This window comes from Pararoseomonas baculiformis, assembly GCF_017813395.1.
Lineage (GTDB): Bacteria > Pseudomonadota > Alphaproteobacteria > Acetobacterales > Acetobacteraceae > Roseomonas > Roseomonas baculiformis.
The window spans coordinates 1-18,093 of sequence record NZ_JAGIZB010000044.1; the positions used below are offsets into that span (position 1 = coordinate 1).

At 69.2% G+C, this 18,093-nt stretch carries 15 protein-coding genes; 11 read left to right on the forward strand and 4 right to left on the reverse strand.

Features of this window, described 5'->3' with window-relative positions; all coding sequences use genetic code 11:
* Positions 1–1,859 (forward strand): hypothetical protein (locus J8J14_RS22875; protein WP_209381864.1); only part of this gene is annotated, 1,859 nt, incomplete at its 5' end.
* A gap of 121 nt (positions 1,860–1,980) precedes the next feature.
* Here J8J14_RS22875 and ubiG read toward each other — a convergent pair.
* Positions 1,981–2,697, reverse strand: coding sequence for a bifunctional 2-polyprenyl-6-hydroxyphenol methylase/3-demethylubiquinol 3-O-methyltransferase UbiG (gene ubiG, locus J8J14_RS22880; RefSeq protein WP_209381865.1), 717 nt, complete (start codon positions 2,695–2,697; stop codon positions 1,981–1,983).
* A gap of 119 nt (positions 2,698–2,816) precedes the next feature.
* Here ubiG and J8J14_RS22885 point away from each other — a divergent pair, with 119 nt between their 5' ends.
* The 9 genes from J8J14_RS22885 to J8J14_RS22925 all read left to right on the forward strand — a co-directional run bounded on the left by J8J14_RS22885 (position 2,817) and on the right by J8J14_RS22925 (position 11,841).
* Positions 2,817–4,037, forward strand: coding sequence for an aspartate kinase (locus J8J14_RS22885; RefSeq protein WP_209381866.1), 1,221 nt, complete (start codon positions 2,817–2,819; stop codon positions 4,035–4,037).
* Positions 4,038–4,197: 160 nt separating this feature from the next.
* Positions 4,198–5,181 (forward strand): NAD(P)H-dependent flavin oxidoreductase, encoded by a 984-nt coding sequence (locus tag J8J14_RS22890; protein ID WP_245216101.1) that lies wholly within the window; start codon positions 4,198–4,200, stop codon positions 5,179–5,181.
* A gap of 206 nt (positions 5,182–5,387) precedes the next feature.
* Entirely contained in the window at positions 5,388–6,497 is a 1,110-nt protein-coding gene (locus tag J8J14_RS22895) for a helix-turn-helix domain-containing protein (protein ID WP_209381867.1), read from the forward strand.
* Between the two features lie 92 nt (positions 6,498–6,589).
* A complete protein-coding gene (ispG, locus tag J8J14_RS22900; RefSeq protein WP_209381868.1) occupies positions 6,590–7,735 on the forward strand; it encodes a flavodoxin-dependent (E)-4-hydroxy-3-methylbut-2-enyl-diphosphate synthase in 1,146 nt (381 codons plus the stop codon).
* Positions 7,735–7,911, forward strand: coding sequence for a hypothetical protein (locus tag J8J14_RS22905; RefSeq protein WP_209381869.1), 177 nt, complete (start codon positions 7,735–7,737; stop codon positions 7,909–7,911). The genes ispG and J8J14_RS22905 overlap by 1 nt, the downstream gene beginning before the upstream one ends.
* Positions 7,912–7,948: 37 nt before the next feature.
* Positions 7,949–9,193 (forward strand): histidine--tRNA ligase, encoded by a 1,245-nt coding sequence (gene hisS / locus J8J14_RS22910; protein ID WP_209381870.1) that lies wholly within the window; start codon positions 7,949–7,951, stop codon positions 9,191–9,193.
* Positions 9,193–10,248 carry a peptide chain release factor 1 gene (prfA, locus tag J8J14_RS22915; protein ID WP_209381871.1) on the forward strand — a complete coding sequence of 352 codons (1,056 nt, stop codon included), beginning with the start codon at positions 9,193–9,195 and terminating at the stop codon, positions 10,246–10,248. Before hisS ends, prfA begins: the two co-directional genes overlap by 1 nt.
* Positions 10,245–11,111, forward strand: a complete 867-nt coding sequence (gene prmC / locus J8J14_RS22920; protein WP_209381872.1) for a peptide chain release factor N(5)-glutamine methyltransferase — start codon at positions 10,245–10,247, stop codon at positions 11,109–11,111. Before prfA ends, prmC begins: the two co-directional genes overlap by 4 nt.
* Before the next feature lie 271 nt (positions 11,112–11,382).
* Complete coding sequence (locus tag J8J14_RS22925; RefSeq protein ID WP_209381873.1) at positions 11,383–11,841, forward strand: DUF4167 domain-containing protein; 459 nt, start codon at positions 11,383–11,385, stop codon at positions 11,839–11,841.
* A gap of 65 nt (positions 11,842–11,906) precedes the next feature.
* Here J8J14_RS22925 and J8J14_RS22930 read toward each other — a convergent pair whose 3' ends face one another.
* Positions 11,907–14,114, reverse strand: a complete 2,208-nt coding sequence (locus J8J14_RS22930) for an amylo-alpha-1,6-glucosidase (protein ID WP_209381874.1) — start codon at positions 14,112–14,114, stop codon at positions 11,907–11,909.
* A 132-nt stretch (positions 14,115–14,246) separates the two neighbouring features.
* Positions 14,247–15,026: an MOSC domain-containing protein gene (locus tag J8J14_RS22935; protein ID WP_209381875.1), complete on the reverse strand. Its 780-nt coding sequence runs from the start codon at positions 15,024–15,026 to the stop codon at positions 14,247–14,249.
* A 144-nt stretch (positions 15,027–15,170) separates the two neighbouring features.
* Between J8J14_RS22935 and clpB the strand changes: the two genes are divergently transcribed.
* Entirely contained in the window at positions 15,171–17,759 is a 2,589-nt protein-coding gene (gene clpB, locus J8J14_RS22940; RefSeq protein ID WP_209381876.1) for an ATP-dependent chaperone ClpB, read from the forward strand.
* 147 nt (positions 17,760–17,906) lie between these two features.
* Here clpB and J8J14_RS22945 read toward each other — a convergent pair.
* A partial coding sequence (locus J8J14_RS22945) for a hypothetical protein (protein WP_209381877.1) occupies positions 17,907–18,093 on the reverse strand: 187 nt, incomplete at its 5' end.

The following is an 18,093-nucleotide window of genomic DNA, read 5'->3' on the forward strand; positions in this document are numbered from 1 at the left end:
CAGATCCGCTGCGCCATCCTGAACACCTTCAACGCCCTCGGTATGCCCGACACCGTCGCCCGCGCCTGATCAGAGCGGGACAGGAACACTCACGCCCTAAGTCTGATTTGCGCAACAACGCCAAACGCAAGTGGAAGCGCAAAAAGGCGCCCGGTTCCACTCGGCCACGCCGAGAAACGATTGAAGGTGCGCTGGCCGGGGTTGGCGCTGCCGAGTATCCGCGTTCCATGGGGGCCTCTGCTTCCTTTGACCAGAACCCGCATTACACACCGGTCGGGGCCCAGGCTGCGGGGGTGGCAGGTATCAGCCTTCTTGCACCGATGCTGGCTTTTGCTTTCGCCGAGCAAACGACCGCAGCCGTGCCATCAGCAAAAAACATAGAGGCGGGCTGGTCTGGCGATTTGGCGCAAATGCGCCCTGTCGGAAGCGGCGGGGCCGAAATGCTCCCCTTGGAGATCGCTCACCTCGATCCGTTCGTTCCGTCCCCCAGTTCTTTCGCTGCGGCTTCGGACCTACTCCTTATCCCAAGCTTGCCTGATTTGTTTCTCTCGCACGTGTTTGTGCCGACTGATGCTATTCGCCTCGGGAATGGTGAGCATAGCGGTACCGAAGTGCGGACCGAAAGCAGGGCTCTGCCGCAAGCTGATGCCGGGGCAAGACGCCAGGAGCCGAACTTTGGCGGGGGTCAGGTTCCCGGACTGGAAGAGCCGACGCAAAGCGCGATGGACCAGCCCGGCAAATCGCCAGCTATCGACCTTCCGACTTCCCGTTCATGGTCTGCAATGCAGCCAATCCCGGTGCAGGAACGGCCGGCTGATTACCTCCCCGCCACTCCACAGGTGACCTTGATAGCTGCGCCGCCGGTCGAAGAGGCGCCCCGGAGCCAAGTGGGCCATGCGCCCGAGGATGCCGGACGCGCGGGCGTGGCCGTGGGGCTTATCGTGGTTCGTGTAGAGATCGATCTCCTCGATCGCCCACATCAGAACGAGGGCGAGCATGCCGCCGGCCGGCCTCCTGAGGTCCTATCGCCCGTGTTCGCGGTAATCGACGGGCTGTCAGGCTCCGAGCACGGCAAGGCGCATCAGAACCAAAGCGAGAAGGCTGCCGAGAAGGGACCTGCGGTCCTGCCGCCTGTGCTCGCGGTACTCGAAGGGCTGCCCGGTACCGAGCACGGCAAGGCGCACCAGAACCAGAGCGAGAAGGCTGCCGAGAAGGGACCTGCGGTGCTACCGCCCGTGCTCGAGGTACTCGAAGCACCGCCGGGCATAGAGCATGGCAAGGCGCATCAGAACCAAAGCGAGAAGGCTGCCGAGAAGGGACCTGCGGTGCTACTACCCGTGCCCGTGGCACTCGAAGGACTGCCCGGCATAGAGCACGGCAAGGCGCACCAGAACCAGAGCGAGAAGGCTGCCGAGAAGGGACCTGCGGTGCTGCTGCCCGTGCCCGTGGCACTCGAAGCACCGCTGGGCATAGAGCATGGCAAGGCGCATCAGAACAAGGCGCATCAGAACCAGAGCGAGAAGGCTGCCGAGAAGGGACCTGCGGTCCTGCCGCTCGTGCTCGTTGAGGTCAATGAGTTGCCCAGTACCGAGCACGGCAAGGCGCAGCAGAACCAGGGCGAGAAGGCTGGCGGCGCCGGGCTGTCTACTCCGGGCAATGCCTATATCGCAGCAGAGCAGGTCTCGGCCAAGCCTGGAAACCCGCGCGCGGACCACGATCATCCAAGGCTTGATCTGGACCTGATATTCAGCCCGAACCTACCCGCCGCGCCCGCTGAACTGCCTCGGTTAGTGCCTGCTCACACCGAACCGGAGGCATTTGGAAACCCCCATTTCCCTCATCCAGATTGGCACCTCTGACGACTGGCTGAGCAATAGGGTTCTTCTGAGGCGAAGTGACGGCCCGGCTGCATCTGCATCGGTCCAGTCCCATGGAATGGGTCTGGCGGCGCTCGTGCGGTGCCCGGCAGGGAGGTTGGTATCAGTCTTTCCGGGCGGCGATGATGTAGTTCACGGCCGTGTCGCGGCTCTCCCGCCATCCGCCGCTGAGCGGGTCAGGCACCATGCCGGCGACATCCACCACCCGCAGCCCGGCCCGGCGGAGCCCCGTGCCGAGTTCGGCGGGGGTGACGAACATCCGCCAGTCATGGGTCCCGCGCGGCAGCATCCGCAGCAGGTATTCCGCGCCCAGCTTCGCGAAGAGGAAGCTGCGGGCCGTGCGGTTCAGGGTTGAGAGGAACACCATTCCCTCAGGCCGGGTCGAGCGGGCGAGGGAGGCCAGGAAGGCGTCCCGGTTCGCCACATGCTCGATCACCTCCAGCGCGGTCACGGCGTCGAACTGGCCAGACAGGTCCTCGGGGCGTCCCTGCCGGTATTCGATCGACAGACCCTCCGAGGCGGCGTGGAACCGGGCCACCTCCAGCGCCTCCGCGGCCATGTCGAGCCCTGTCACCCGGGCGCCACGGCGTGCCAGGGCCTCGGCCGCCAGGCCGGCGCCGCAGCCGACGTCGAGAAGCGCCAGGCCCCCCAGTGCCCCGGGTTCGCGGCCCGTGGCCGCACCCAGCCTCTCGGCGATCCAGCGTGTGCGGAGGGGGTTCATGGCGTGGAGCGGGGCCATGGGCCCGCGCGGGTTCCACCATTCCGAGGCCAGGGCGTCGAACTTGGCCACTTCCTCCGCCAGCACGGTGCCCTGCGCCATCGAGAGATCCCCCGTTTGGCCCGCCCTGGTTGCTCAAGGGGGCCGGTGCCGGTATCTGTGCCGCCCCGCGCCGGGACGCAACCCGCGCGAACCCCTTTCCGGCAGCTTCCCGAACCCTGATGGCCCGCATCGTAATGAAGTTCGGCGGCACCTCCGTCGCCGATCTGGACCGCATCCGCAACGTCGCCAACCGCGTGAAGCGGGAGGTGGATGCCGGACATGAGGTAGCGGTCGTCGTCTCCGCCATGTCCGGCGTGACGAACCAGCTGGTCAAATGGTGCACCGAGCTGTCACCGCTGCACGATGCGCGGGAATACGACACGGTGGTCGCCACGGGCGAGCAGGTCACCACGGGCCTCCTGGCCATCGCGCTCCAGACATTGGGCGTGGATGCGCGCTCCTGGCAGGGCTGGCAGGTGCCCATCCGCACGGATGGCGCGCATGGCAAGGCGCGGGTGGAGGAGATCGAGGGCGAGCGGCTGGTTGAGCGCATGGCCCAGGGGCAGGTGCCGGTGATCGCAGGCTTCCAGGGCATCGGCCCGCGCGAGCGGATCACAACGCTGGGCCGTGGTGGATCGGACCTCTCGGCCGTGGCCGTGGCGGCGGCGGTAAAGGCGGACCGCTGCGACATCTACACCGATGTGGACGGGATCTACACGACCGATCCGCGGATCGTGCCCCGCGCGCGCAAGCTGGCGGCGGTGGCCTATGAGGAAATGCTGGAACTGGCCTCGGTCGGCGCGAAGGTGCTGCAGACCCGGTCGGTCGAGCTGGCGATGAAGCAGAAGGTGCGGGTGCAGGTCCTGTCCTCCTTCGAGGACAAGCCGGGCTCCCTGGTGGTGGACGAGGACGAGATCGTGGAACAGCCCCTGGTGACGGGCGTCGCCTATTCGCGCGACGAGGCGAAGGTCACGCTGCGGCGGGTGCCGGACAAGCCCGGCATCGCGGCAACCGTGTTCGGGCCGCTCGCGGACGCCAATGTGAACGTGGACATGATCGTGCAGAACCTCGGCACGGACGGCACCACGGACATGACCTTCACCGTGGGCAAGGCCGACCTGGCCCGCGCGCGGGAGGTGCTGGAGAAGGCGCGAGGCGCCATCGGCTTCAGCGAGGTGGTGGCCGATCCGGAGGTGACCAAGATCTCCATCGTCGGCATCGGCATGCGCAGCCATGCGGGGGTGGCCGCAACCATGTTCAAGACGCTGGCCGAGAAGAGCATCAACATCCAGGTCATCTCGACCAGCGAGATCAAGACCAGCGTGCTGGTGGGTGCCGAATATACGGAACTGGCCGTGCGCGCCCTGCACACGGCCTATGGGCTCGACGCCCCGGTTTGATGGATCTGGCCTGATGTCCATGGATCTGCCCGCCATTCCCGCCGCGCAGGGCAACACGCCCGCCTCCCGCGCGGCGGCGGAAGCCGAGGCGACGACCGCCGTGTCGCCCCCCGCCACGCCACCCGCGGGCGATGCGGCGCGCGCCCGGCTGGGGCGGCTGATGGCGCGCGGCGCCGCCTTCCTGGGCAGCGAGGTGGCCATCATGGGTGGCGCCATGTCCTGGATCAGCGAGCGCAACCTTGTCGCAGCCCTGTCCAATGCCGGGGCCTTCGGCGTGATCGCCTGCGGCGCCATGGAGCCGCCTCGCCTGGCCGAGGAGATCGCCGCCACCCAGGCCCTGACGGACCGGCCCTTCGGCGTGAACCTCATCACCATGCATCCCCGGCTCGACGAGCTGGTGCAGGTCTGCCTGGATGCGAAGGTCGGTCATATCGTCTTCGCGGGCGGCATTCCCCCCACCCCGGCGATCCGCAAGGCGAAGGATGGCGGGGCCAGGGTGGTGTGCTTCGCCCCGGCGCTGGCCCTGGCGAAGAAGCTGGTGCGCTCCGGCGCGGATGCCCTGGTGATCGAGGGATCCGAGGCGGGGGGGCATATCGGGCCGGTCTCGCTGAACGTGCTGGCGCAGGAGATCCTTCCCGCCATGGCGTCCGAGGTGCCGGTCTTCGTGGCCGGCGGCATCGGGCGGGGCGAGGCTCTGCTCTCCTATCTGGAAATGGGGGCGGCAGGCGCGCAGATCGGCACGCGCTTCGTCTGCGCGACCGAGAGCATCGCCCATCCACGCTTCAAGCAGGCCTTCATCCGCGGCGCGGCGCGCGATGCGCTGCCGACGGTGCAGCTCGATGAGCGCTTCCCCGTGATCCCGGTGCGTGCCCTCCAGAATGAAGGGACGAAGCGCTTCCTGGAGCATCAGGCCGGGGTGATCCGCCGCCACCAGTCGGGCGAGCTGGACAAGGTCGCGGCGCAGCTGGACATCGAGCATTACTGGGCCGGCGCCCTCCGGCGCGCGGTGATCGACGGCGATGTCGAGAATGGGTCCCTGATGGCGGGGCAGAGTGTCGGCATGGTGACCAGGGAGGCCCCCGCGGCCGAAATCCTGGCCGAGCTGATGGATCAGGCCGCAGCCGCCCTGGCGATCCGCGGATAAGGGCCACGCCGCGTTCCCCAGGCGCCAGCCTTCCTGCGCGTGGGGAGGTTCCAGCCCGGCCCGCGGCTCCCGCCATCCGTCGGCATGCCGAGCAGGAATTGAACCCGAAATGAGGCCGGGGGCGGGGCTTCCTTGGCCGAAGCTGGCGCGTTAGAGGTTCCCCCTCCACCCCTAGAAGTTCCGTTTCCCCTATGGTTAAGCCCGATATGACGACGGCTGAGGCGGCCCGCGTGGGCGAGGAGCTGCGGGACGCGCGCCTTTCCCTGGGCGCGACGCTGGAGGAAGTGGCGGACAACCTCCGCATCAACCGCCGCTATCTTGCCGCGCTGGAGGAAGGCCGCAGCCGGGATCTTCCGGGGCCCGCCTATGCGCTGGGATTCGTGCGCAGCTATGCGCGCGCCCTGGGACTGGACGCCGACGACCTCGCCCGCCGCTACCGCGAGAACGGGCCCGTGCGGACGAGCCGGACCGACCTTGTCTTCCCCGAGCCGGTGCCGGAGCGCGGCATCCCGGCTGGCGTGGTGATGCTGATCGGCGTCGTCATCATGGTGGGCGCATATGCCGCCTGGTGGCGCTGGAGTGGCTCGGCGGACCGCACGGTGGATCAGGTGCCGCCACTGCCACCCCGCATCGAGCAGGCGGCGCGCGAGTCACGGCCCGCGCCCCTGCCGAACGACACGGCCCCCGTGCTTCCCCCCACCCTGGGTCAGGCCACTCCCGGCGCCGGAACCGGCCGGCCGGGCGTGACCCCGCCGCCGCCGGGCGGCCCGGCGGGCAACCTGCCGGCGGGCACGCCGGCCAATCCGGGCGCCGCGCCGCTGACCGCCGCGCCTGCCCCGTCTACCGCTGCGCCAGGGCCGAGCGGAACGCGCCCTGCCGGTGTGCAGGCTGCCACTCCGGGGGTGCCGGGCCAGCCGCCCGGCACCCCCGCCGCCAGCTCGCCCGCCCCGGCCTCTTCCGCCGCGCCGCCGGCTCCGGTGCCGCCGCCCACGACGCCGACTGCCCCGGCCGAGCCGCCGAACCGCGTGACTCTCCGCGCGACGGACGAGGTCTGGGTGCAGGTTCGCGACCCGCGCTCGGGTCAGACCCTCCTCAACCGTGTGCTGCGCTCTGGAGAGACCTTCGCGGTTCCGCGCGATGGGCTGGTGCTGACCACGGGGCGCGCGCAGGGGCTGGACATCGTCGTGGATGGCCAGACCAGCCCTGTGCTGTCCGGCCGGACCGGCGTGGTGCGCGACATCGCGTTGAACCCGGAACAGCTGCGCCAGCCGCGCAATGGCGGGACCCAGCCGCCGGCGCAGCCGCCAGCGCGGTAGGCAGGGCCAACCGGGGTGGCGTAACCTCTTCGTCCCTTGGCCGGGGCGGGGAGGCCTGCCATATCCGGGGGGCAGTCCGGGGAAGCCCATTCATGTCCTATCGCCCCTATCAGCAGATCGAGCGCCGGAAGTCCCGCCAGATCATGGTGGGCAAGGTGCCCGTGGGTGGCGACTCGCCCATCACCGTCCAGACCATGACGAACACGCCCACCGAGGACGCCGAGGCGACCATCGCCCAGATCCGGCGCGCCGAGCTGGCGGGGGTGGATATCGTCCGCGTCTCCTGCCCGACCGAGGAGTCGACGGCGGCGCTGGCCGAGATCGTGCGGGAGGTGAATGTCCCGATCGTTGCGGACATCCATTTCCACTACAAGCGCGCCATCGAGGCCGCGAAGGCCGGCGCGGCCTGCCTGCGCATCAACCCCGGCAATATCGGCTCGCCGGAACGGGTGAAGGAGGTCGTCCGCGCCGCCCGCGACCATGGCTGCTCCATCCGCATCGGCGTGAATGCCGGCAGCCTGGAGAAGCACCTGCTGGAGAAGTACGGTGAGCCCAACCCGGAGGCGCTGGTCGAGAGCGCCCTGTGGCACGCCGACCACCTGCTCCAGAACGACTTCCATGAGTTCAAGATCAGCGTGAAGGCCAGCGACGTGTTCCTGGCCGTCGCGGCCTATCAGCAGCTGGCCGATGCCTGCGACCACCCCCTCCATATCGGCATCACCGAGGCGGGCGGGCGGCGGACGGGCACGGTGAAGTCCTCCATCGGCCTGGGGAACCTTCTCTGGGCGGGGATCGGCGACACCCTGCGCGTCTCCCTCTCGGCCGAGCCGGAGGAGGAGGTCCATGTGGGCTGGGACATCCTGAAATCCCTTGGCTTGCGGCACCGCGGGGTGAAGATCATCTCCTGCCCGTCCTGCGCGCGGCAGGGCTTCAACGTCATCAAGACGGTCGAAGCATTGGAGGAGCGGCTCGCCCATATCGAACAGCCCATCACCCTCTCGATCATCGGCTGCGTCGTGAACGGGCCGGGCGAGGCGCTGATGACCGATATCGGCCTGACCGGCGGCGGGGCAGGGACCCACATGGTCTATTCGGCCGGCAAAACCAGCCACACGACACGGAGCGATGAGATGGTGGACCACATCGTCGGGCTCGTGGAACAGCGGGCCGCGCTGCTGAAGGCGCAGAAGGATGCGGAAAAGGCGGCCGAGGCCGCGCTGGTGCAGGCGGCCGAGTGATGCCCTCCGCCGAGAACGACCCGCACCCTGTCCTGGCCGCGATGGAGCAGGCCATCCTCGATCTCCTGGAGGAGTTCGAGGAGGGGCATGGCCCGCTGGATGAACGGGACGCCGAGGTGTTCGAGGAGGCCAAGGACCATCTCCGGCGAGCCGTCACGGTGCTGCGCCAGGGGTAGGGACATTCCGCCACGGCGGTGCTAATCCGCCGCCACCATGGCGAAACCAGACCTCCAGCCCGCGCGCGGCACGCATGACCTGATCGGCGAGGAGTTCCGGCGCCACCACCACGTCATCGACACGGCGCGCCGCATCTCCGCCCTCTATGGCTTCGAGGAATGGGCCACTCCCATCTTCGAGGACACCCGTGTTTTCTCCCGCAGCCTGGGCGAGACCTCCGATGTCGTCTCGAAGGAGATGTACACCTTCGAGGACCGCGGCGGGGACAGCGTGACCCTGCGCCCCGAGGGCACGGCGGGTGCCTGCCGGGCGCTGGTGACCAATGGGCTCACCCAGGCCAACCTGCCCCGCAAGGTCTTCTATGCCGGGCCGATGTTTCGCTACGAGCGGCCGCAGAAGGGCCGCTACCGGCAGTTCCACCAGATCGGCTGCGAGGTGATGGGCGCGGCCGAGCCGCTGGCCGATGCCGAGGTGATCGCCTGCGGCTGGCATATCCAGCAGGCGCTGGGGATCGACCAGGGCTCGGTGCTGGAGATCAACACGCTGGGCGATGCGGCGAGCCGGGAGGCCTATCGCGCGGCGCTGGTGGCCTATTTCCGGGCATCCGCCGACAAGCTTTCCGAGGAAAGCCGGACCCGGCTGGAGAAGAACCCGCTTCGGATCCTCGACAGCAAGGACCCCGGGGACAAGGCCCTGGTGGCGGATGCGCCGACCATCGAGGCCCATCTGACCGAGGCGGCCGCGGCCTTCTACGCTGGCGTGAAGCGCGCCCTGGACCGCTTCGGCGTGCCCTACCGCGAGAACCCGCGCATCGTGCGCGGGCTGGATTACTACAGCCACACGGCCTTTGAGTTCGTGACCGACCGTCTCGGCGCACAGGGCACGGTGATGGCGGGCGGCCGCTATGACGGGCTGGTGGAGGAGATGGGCGGCCCGCCCACGCCTTCCGTCGGCTGGGCCGCGGGGGTGGAGCGGCTTTCCATGCTGCTGGAACAGGCCCCGGGCGCCCCACGCCCCGTGGCGGTGATCCCGGTGGGCGAAGCCGCGGAAGGTGCCGCGCTGGATGCGGTGCAGGAGCTGCGCCGGGCCGGGGTGGCGGCCGAGATCGGCTACAAGGGCAACCTCAAGCGCCGGCTGGAACGGGCGAACCGGCTGGGCGCGCGGGCCGCGATCATCATCGGGGATGACGAGCTGGCCGCGGGCGTGGCGCAGCTGCGCGACCTGGATGCCGGCACGCAGGATCGGGTGCCCCTGGCCGAGCTGGCGGCGCGGCTGGACTGATGGCACTTCCCGCGAAGCTGGACCGGCTCCTCACCCGCGCCGAGGAGCTGCGGCACGAGTTGGGCACGGCCGATGGCAGCCGCTTCGGGGCGCTGTCCAAGGAACTGGCCGAGCTGGAGCCGGTCGTGGCCAGGGTGCAGGCGCTGCGCGAGGCCGAGCGCGCCCGTGACGATGCCGAGGCGATGATGGCCGACCCCGAGATGCGTGAGCTGGCCGAGGCGGAGTTCTACGAGCAGCGCGACCGCGTGCCGGCGCTGGAGCATGAGATCCGCATCATGCTGCTGCCCAAGGATGCGGCCGATGAGCGCTCCGCGATCCTGGAAGTGCGCCCGGCCGCCGGCGGCGACGAGGCCGGTCTCTTCGCGAGCGAGCTGTTCCGCGCCTATCAGCGCTATGCCGAATCCCAGGGCTGGCGCTTCGAGATGCTGGAATGGGACGAGAGCGAGGCGGGCGGCATCAAGGGGGCCAGCGCCTCGATCACCGGCCGTGGCGTCTTCGCGAAGCTGAAGTTCGAGAGTGGCGTGCACCGGGTGCAGCGCGTTCCCGCCACGGAGACCCAGGGCCGCATCCACACCTCCACCGTGACCGTGGCCGTGCTGCCCGAGGCGGAGGAGGTGGATGTGCAGATCAACGAATCGGATCTTCGGATCGACACCTACCGCGCCTCCGGCGCCGGCGGGCAGCATGTGAACAAGACGGACAGTGCCGTCCGCATCACCCACATTCCCACGGGGACGGTGGTGGCGATGCAGGAGGAGAAGTCCCAGCACAAGAACCGCGCGAAGGCGATGAAGGTGCTGCGCGCCCGCATCTACGAGGCGCAGCGCCAAGCCCTTGCAGGCGCCCGCGCCGCGGACCGGAAGGGCCAGGTGGGCACGGGCGACCGCAGCGAGCGCATCCGCACCTACAACTTTCCCCAGGGCCGCGTGACCGACCACCGGATCGGCCTCACCCTCCACAAGGTTGACCGGGTGATGATGGGCGAGATGGAGGAGATCTTCTCCGCGCTGATGGCCGAGGACCAGGCGGCACGCCTGGCCGCCGAGGGCGAGTGAGCGGCTGCGAGCCGGGAGAGTCGGTCGGCGCCTTTCTCTGCCAGGCGGGGCAGGTGCTTCGGGCCGCCGCCGTGGAGGCGCCCCGGCTGGAGGCGCGGCTGCTTCTTGCGCATGCCATGGGCTGCCGCCAGGAGGACCTGCTGCGCGACCCCAGGGCGCCGGTCGGCCCCGAGGCGCAGCAGCGCTTCCGCGCGGCGCTTTCCGCACGGGCGCGGCATGTGCCGATGGCGCACCTGATCGGCTCCGCCGGGTTCTGGACCCTCGACCTGCTCAGTGACCCGAGCACCCTGATCCCGCGGGCCGACACGGAAACGCTGGTAGAGCTGGCGCTGGATACCTTCCCGGACCGCTCCTCCGTAACGAGGCTGCTCGACCTTGGGACCGGCACGGGGGCCTTGCTCCTCGCCTGCCTGGCGGAGTTCCCGGGTGCATTCGGGGTTGGCGTGGACCGCAACCCGCGTGCGGCCGCTCTGGCGCGCGCCAATGCGGCCCGAAACGGGCTGGCGGACCGGGCCGCGCTGCTGGCGGGAGACTGGGCGGACGCGCTGTCCGGCCGTTTCGACCTGATCCTCTCGAACCCGCCCTATATCGAATCGAGCAGTATTCCCGGGCTGATGCCCGAAGTGGCCTTGCATGAGCCCGCCCTGGCGCTGGATGGGGGGGCGGATGGGCTGGACGCGTATCGGGCGCTTGCCTCGGCGCTGCCGCGCCTGCTGGCTGCGGGCGGAAAGGCGGTGCTGGAGCTCGGCCAGGGGCAGCAGGCACCCGTGGAGGCGATCATGCGGGGGGCAGGGCTCCGTCCCCTGGGCTGCCGGGAGGATCTCGGTGGGGTACCCCGCGCGCTGCTGCTGGGCGCTTGTTGAAATTTGCCGCCTGAAAAAACCATTTGGAGGAATCGGGCGGGGTCACTACCTTCACATGGCGGCCCCCTTCGCGGTATGCGGCGGGTCGGCCGGGGAACGGCTTTCCATGCCCCTGGCGGGCTGGCCTTCACCTCGGTCGCGCCGCCAGGCACAACAGATCGGTGTGCCCCCGAGGCATAGTGATCATCCTCTCGCCAGCCGGCCCCGGATGGGCCCAGGCCCTCTTCGCGCAGGCCGGCAGCGCGAGCATCCAGGTGCGAACCAGAACCAGATGAACATGAAGCGTATGCGCGGCCGCGGGAACTTCCGTCAGGGAGGACATGGCGGCGGCGGTGGTGGAGGGGGTGGGCCCCGGCACCACAATACCGGCAACCAGCCGATGAACCGCAACCATGTGTTCGACTCCATCGGGCCGGACATGCGGATGCGGGGCACGGCCCAGCAGTTGTTCGAGAAGTATCTTCAGCTCGGACGCGACGCGACGGGCTCTGGCGACCGCGTGATGGCCGAGGGCTATTTCCAGCACGCCGAGCATTATTTCCGCATCCTCACCGCCATGAACCAGGCGCAGCAGCAGCAGGGCGGCGGCGCGGCGCCTCAGCATGGCGGGCGCCGCTACCAGGGCGGCGACGGTCAGGGCGACGGCTTCGGCGAACCCGATGGCGACGGCAATGGCGGCTATGACGCTGCCCCGGCCGATGGCGCCGAGCCGCGCGAAACCGTCCAGTAGGCTATCCGCGGCACCGGGCATCCGGTGCCGCGTCGGGGCCCGGCTGGCCGGCCCGGGCGGCAGGGTCAGGTGATGACGGCGACCTCGATCTGACCGCGCCGGCGGAGCAGGTTCAGCGAAACGCCGCCATCTGCCTCATGCCGGCGCAGGCGCACATCGACGGAAGCGCTTCCGAGGCGGAGGTTCTCGATCCGCAGCTCGTCCAGCCAGCTTGGCAGGACGGGGCGCTGGAAGCGGATCACGCCTTCCTCAGGGCGGAAGCTCACGCCCAGCATGGCGCCCAGGGCGGCATGGGCCGTCGCAGCGGCCCAGGCATGCGGCAGGCAGGCCACCGGATAGGTCGTGGGGCCTTCCCCAAGGCGGCGGGGGAAGCCGCAGAACAGCTCCGGCAGGCGTCGCATGTCCACGGCCAGGGCCGAGTCATAGATCCCGGTGAGCAGCCTTTCGAGCTGCACGTTCAATCCGTAGCGCTTCATGCCCAGGGCGATCAGCCCGTTGTCGTGGGGCCAGACCGAGCCATTGTGGTAGGACATCGGGTTGTAGCGGCTCTCACCTTCCGCGATCGTCCGGATTCCCCAGCCGCAGAAGCTCTCCGGAGCCATCAGCGTCTGCGCAATGCGCCTCGCCCGGTCCGGGGAGGGCAGGCCGGTGAGCAGCGTGTGCCCGGCATTGGAGGAGCGTACCCGGCAAGGGCGCTTTTCCCCGTCCAGCGCCATGGCATAGGTGGAAAGTTCCTCGCACCAGAAGGCCTCCTCCACCCGGGCCTGCACGGCATCGGCGCGGTCGGTCCAGACCGCCGCCTCGTCCTCATGGCCCAGCGCCTTGGCCATCCGGCCCGCCCCGCGCCAGGCTGCCTCCGCATAGGCCTGCACCTCGATCAGCGCGATCGGTGCCTCGGCGAGGCGGCCGTCGTCGTGGAACACGCTGTCCCAGCTATCCTTCCAGCCCTGGTTCACCAGCCCGTTCGGCGACTGCCGGTCATATTCGAGCAGTAGGTCGCCATCGATGTCGCCATGGCGCTCGATCCAGCGCAGGGCGGCGATGATGTTGGGCCAGATCTCGCGGATCAGCGCCCAGTCGCCTGTCCGCTCCGCATACTGGGTCGCCAGCACGACGAAGAGCGGAGTGGAGTCCACGGAGCCGTAGTAGCGGCCAAAGGGCACCTCCCGCAGCGCCGCCATCTCGCCCAGCCGGCTCTCATGCAGGATCTTTCCCGGCTCCGCGTCCCGCGCCGGGTCCATCTCCGTGGCCTGCAGCCTCGCATGGTAGCGCAGCACCCCCCGCGCCAGCTCGGGATCCGCCCAGAGGCATTGCAGCGCGGTGATCAGGGAGTCGCGGCCGAAGGGGCAGGAGAACCAGGGGATGCCGGCATAGGGGAACGGACCTGACGGCGTCTGCGTGGTCAGCATCGTCAGGTCGGATTCCGACCGGGCGAACCAGTCATTGAAGGCCTGGTTGGAGGAGATGACCTGGGCACGCGCCCCCTCGCGCTCGGCGCGCCAGGCGCGCATCCCGGCCAGCAGCCCATCGAAGCCTGGCGCCTCGGGCGGTTGCTGTGCCTCCGGTCCAGATTCGCAGGTGATGGTCACCTCGATCACGGTCTTCGCGCCCGCGGGCAGTTCCAGCCGCCAGCGGTTGTCGCGGCCGGCCAGGGTGTCCGGGGCAGGATCGAAGCGGAGGCGCGTGCGGCGCTCCAGCTCGTCCAGGCCGCGATAGGCGAAGACAAGGGCGCCATCGGGCCGCGCCTCCGGCGGAAGGCGCTCGCCACGGCGCGCGCGCTTCTGGCCGCGCACCTCGAAGATGTCCGCAAAATCGGCGGCGAAGGTCAGCGACATCTCGGTCGAGAGATGGGCGTCGCCGAAGTTGCGCAGCGTGATTCGCTCCCGCACCACACCGGGGCCGAGCACCATCTGCCGCTCCAGGTGCACTGTGTCCCGCATGAGCTTGCGGTCCGGCGCGACGGGGATGTCGGGATTGGTCATGTTGACCGTCAGCATCGTGTTGTCCGCGCTGACGGCCGAGGACAGTAGCAGCGGGCGCAGCCCCGCCAGGCGGAGCGACAGGCGCGAGAGGAAGCGCGTGTCATCATGGAACAGCCCCTCGGCCGTGGAGCCGATGGCCTGGGCATCCCCGAAATGGTCGAGAACCAGGAAGGAAGAGCCGTTCTTCAGGGTGCGGGGGCGGTAGAGAGCCAGGGCCGTCGCCGCCGTCGCCGTCACGCTCCAGGCACCCTCGCCATCTGGCCGAGGCGCGCCCGGTGCTTCGTCATCCATGCGGGTCACTCCCTGTCGGCATGCCCGGCAAACGCGAAGCCCGGGTTGGCGGGCATCGCCGGTGCGCGAAGGCTGGGCCGGCCTTCGCCTAGGATGCGGGCCCCGCTGGGCGCGGGCAAGCGCCCGGCCCGCTCAGACCAGTTCGAGCGCGTCCCCGACCGCGACTCTTCCGCCCTCGGCGACGGTGGCGTGGACGCCAAGGTCCATATGGCCGAAATGTTCCTTGAGCAGGCGTGGCACGTCACAGTCCCGCTCGCCCGTCTGCAGATCCACCTGGGTGGCCGGGCAGCGCACCGTTCGCTTGAACACTGAGACGCGCGCCCCGCCCAGGAGCAGGTCCTGGCCCACCCATTCGTGCTCGGCCCAGGCTGGCAGGCCCGTGAAGTAGATGTTCGCCCTGAAGCGGAGCGGGTGCAGCCGGCGGCCGATTGCCTTTTCCAGCGCCTCCAGGCTCGCCAGGTTGATCAGCGAGATTCCCTTGAGCTTCTGGTCCGTGAAGGCGTGCCCCGGCACTTCGGTGAAGCGGGGCGGGCGCGGCGTGCCATCCGGGCCGGTGCCGTAGCGCGCCTCCTCGCCGAGGAAGCGGATCAGCCACTCGCCCAGGGCGGCCTTGCCCTCTGCGGTGCCGGTGGGGGCGGAGAGGGGAGGGTGGCCCTCCGCCGCGAGGGAGAGGGTATGCGCGCGCGGGTCGAAGGCGGCGCGCACCAGCACCACCTTTCCGTTCTTCATCATGCAGGCGAAGTTCTGCTTCGGCAGGAAGCGCGGTTCGGCCTCATCGAAGGGAGCGTCGCCCTGGGCGAGCGCGAAGCGCCGGTCATGGGGTATGGTCTCGCCAGCGGCCAGCTCCACCTCCTCCAGGCTCTCAGCCGAGAGTCCTTTCACGGGGTAGCGATAGAGCCGTTCGACGCGCATCGGATTTCCTTCCCAGGCCTCTTGAAGCCCGCCCGAACCCGATACCACATCACTGTCAAACGCCTAAACCGTCGCCTGATAGGGGCGGGGAGGGCGGTCGCCAAAGATCCCCCGGAGTTCCGATCCGGGGCGGAGGGACAGAGCATGGACCTTGAGAAACTGACCGAGCGCGCCCGCGGATTCCTGCAGGCCGCGCAGACCATTGCAATCCGCGAGTATCACCAGCGCGTCACGCCCGAGCACCTGCTGAAGGCGCTTCTGGACGATGATGAGGGCGCAGCCTCCGGCCTGATCCGCGCAGCGGGCGGCGATGCCGCCGCCGCGAAGCGGGAGGTGGATGCCGAGGTCGCGAAGAATCCTCGCGTTTCCGGCGGCGGCGCTGGCCAGCCGCAGGTGACGCCCGATTTCGTCCGCGTGCTCGACGCCGCCGAGCGCATGGCGAGCCAGGCCGGCGACAGCTTCGTCGCCCAGGACCGCCTGCTGGTGGCGATCGCCTCCAGCGACACGCCGTCCGGCCGGATCCTCGTCAAGGCTGGCGCGACGGCGCAGAAGCTGCAGGCCGCCGTGGCGGAGCTGCGCAAGGGGCGCACCGTGGACAATGCCAATGCCGAGCAGCAATTCGATGCGCTGAAGAAGTATGCGCGCGACCTGACGGAAGCGGCGCGTTCCGGCAAGCTGGACCCGGTGATCGGGCGCGACGAGGAAATTCGCCGCACCATCCAGGTTCTGGCGCGGCGCACCAAGAACAACCCGGTGCTGATCGGCGAACCCGGCGTGGGCAAAACGGCCATCGTGGAAGGCCTGGCGCTGCGCATCGTGAATGGCGACGTGCCGGAGGCGCTGAAGACCAAGCGCGTGCTCGCGCTTGACCTCGGCGCGATGGTGGCGGGCGCGAAGTATCGCGGCGAGTTCGAGGAGCGCCTGAAGGGCGTGCTCACGGAGATCGAGAGCGCGGCCGGCGAGGTGATCCTCTTCATCGACGAGATGCACACGCTGGTCGGTGCGGGCAAGGCGGACGGGGCGATGGACGCGTCCAACCTCCTCAAGCCGGCCCTGGCACGCGGCGAGCTGCACTGCATCGGTGCGACCACGCTGGATGAGTACCGGAAGCATGTGGAGAAGGATGCGGCCCTTGCCCGTCGGTTCCAGCCGGTCTTCGTCGGCGAGCCGACGGTGGAGGACACCATCTCCATCCTGCGCGGCATCCGGGAGAAGTATGAGCTGCACCATGGCGTGCGGATCGCGGACTCCGCCCTCGTCGCGGCGGCGACGCTTTCCAACCGCTACATCACGGACCGTTTTCTGCCGGATAAGGCGATCGACCTGGTGGATGAGGCGGCGTCCCGCCTTCGCATGGCCGTGGACAGCAAGCCGGAGGAGCTGGACGCGATTGACCGGGACCTGATGCGGTCCCGGATCGAGCGAGAGGCCCTGAAGCGCGAGACCGATGCGGCGAGCCGCGACCGGCTGGAGAAGCTCGAGCGCGAGATCGCCTCGCTGGAGGAACGCTCGGCCGAGCTGTCCGCGCGCTGGCAGGCGGAGAAGAACAAGCTTACCGAGGCCCAGAAGGCCAAGGAGGAGCTGGACCGCGCCCGCACCGAGGTGGAGCTTGCGCAGCGCAAGGGCGACTACGCCCGGGCCGGCGAGCTGACCTACGGCGTGATCCCGGGGCTGGAGAAGAAGATCGCGGAGGCTTCCGACGAGGGCCGTCTCGTGAACGAGGCGGTCACGGAGGAGGGTGTCGCGGCGGTCGTCTCGCGCTGGACCGGTGTGCCGGTCGAGAAGATGCTGGAGGGCGAGCGCGCCAAGCTCATCCGCATGGAAGACGAGCTGCGCAGGCGGGTCGTCGGCCAGGAGGAGGCGCTGGAGGCCGTGTCGAAAGCCGTCCGGCGCGCCCGCGCCGGGCTTCAGGACCCGTCACGCCCGATCGGCAGCTTCCTCTTCCTTGGCCCGACGGGCGTGGGCAAGACCGAGCTGACCAAGGCGCTGGCGAGCTTCCTGTTCGACGACGACCGCGCACTGCTGCGCATCGACATGTCGGAGTACATGGAGAAGCACGCGGTCGCCCGGCTGATCGGCGCCCCCCCCGGGTATGTCGGCTATGAGGAGGGCGGTTCGCTCACCGAGGCTGTCCGGCGCCGGCCCTATCAGGTCATCCTCTTCGACGAGGTGGAGAAGGCCCATGAGGACGTGTTCAACGTCCTCCTCCAGGTGCTCGACGACGGACGGCTGACGGACGGGCAGGGGCGGACGGTCGATTTCCGCAACACGCTGATCGTCCTGACCAGCAATCTGGGCAGCGAGATCCTGGCGGCCCAGCCCGAGGGCGAGGACGTGGATCTGGTGCGCGGCCAGGTGATGAACGTGGTGCGCACCCGGTTCCGCCCCGAGTTCCTCAACCGGCTGGACGAGGTCGTGCTCTTCCGCCGGCTTGCCCGGGGCGACATGGGTTCCATCGTGGAAATCCAGCTCGGCCGGCTGCGCAAGCTGCTGGAGGAGCGCAAGATCACGCTCGAACTGGACCAGGATGCCCGGGACTGGCTGGCCGAGGCCGGATACGACCCTGTCTATGGCGCCCGGCCGCTCAAGCGGGTGATCCAGAGGAACCTGCAGGACCGGCTTGCCAATCTGCTGCTGGAGGGCAGCGTTCGGGATGGCCAGGCGCTGCGGGTCTCCGTTGGCCCGGACGGGCTGGAGGTCACCCCGGCGAGTTCCTTCGCGGAAATCGTGTGATACCCCTTTGACAGGTTTGGGGCGGCACCATATAAGCCGCCCCACACCGACGGCGCCTGAAACGGCCGCCACGGTGGCCCCGGACGAAGTGAATGGGCAGGGTTGACGAGGTGGTCTACGGCCGCCATATACGTCGCCCGCCGCGCTTCAGTCGGCGGTTTCGATCAGAGGTTGGGCTTGCCCAGCCGGGGTAATGCCCGGGGCTTTTGGCGTTCGTTCCTTCACAATCATATCTGATTTCCTGAAGACGAGAAGAGATCCTGTGGATTTCTTGCCTTGATCTTGGGGTGGCCTTTGGTGGTTGTCCTGGGGTTGATCGTGGATGGGGAGGGAT

Excerpts from the sequence above, each read along its gene's own strand:
- ubiG (WP_209381865.1), bottom strand. The coding sequence starts at position 2,697 with ATGGCGCAGGGCACCGTGCTGGCGGAGGAAGTGGCCAAGTTCGACGCC.
- J8J14_RS22890 (WP_245216101.1), top strand. The coding sequence starts at position 4,198 with ATGGCGCGCGGCGCCGCCTTCCTGGGCAGCGAGGTGGCCATCATGGGT.
- J8J14_RS22885 (WP_209381866.1), top strand. The coding sequence starts at position 2,817 with ATGGCCCGCATCGTAATGAAGTTCGGCGGCACCTCCGTCGCCGATCTG.
- J8J14_RS22930 (WP_209381874.1), bottom strand. The coding sequence starts at position 14,114 with ATGGATGACGAAGCACCGGGCGCGCCTCGGCCAGATGGCGAGGGTGCC.
- prfA (WP_209381871.1), top strand. The coding sequence starts at position 9,193 with ATGGCACTTCCCGCGAAGCTGGACCGGCTCCTCACCCGCGCCGAGGAG.
- J8J14_RS22895 (WP_209381867.1), top strand. The coding sequence starts at position 5,388 with ATGACGACGGCTGAGGCGGCCCGCGTGGGCGAGGAGCTGCGGGACGCG.
- hisS (WP_209381870.1), top strand. The coding sequence starts at position 7,949 with ATGGCGAAACCAGACCTCCAGCCCGCGCGCGGCACGCATGACCTGATC.
- clpB (WP_209381876.1), top strand. The coding sequence starts at position 15,171 with ATGGACCTTGAGAAACTGACCGAGCGCGCCCGCGGATTCCTGCAGGCC.
- J8J14_RS22905 (WP_209381869.1), top strand. The coding sequence starts at position 7,735 with ATGCCCTCCGCCGAGAACGACCCGCACCCTGTCCTGGCCGCGATGGAG.
- J8J14_RS22925 (WP_209381873.1), top strand. The coding sequence starts at position 11,383 with ATGAACATGAAGCGTATGCGCGGCCGCGGGAACTTCCGTCAGGGAGGA.
- J8J14_RS22935 (WP_209381875.1), bottom strand. The coding sequence starts at position 15,026 with ATGCGCGTCGAACGGCTCTATCGCTACCCCGTGAAAGGACTCTCGGCT.
- ispG (WP_209381868.1), top strand. The coding sequence starts at position 6,590 with ATGTCCTATCGCCCCTATCAGCAGATCGAGCGCCGGAAGTCCCGCCAG.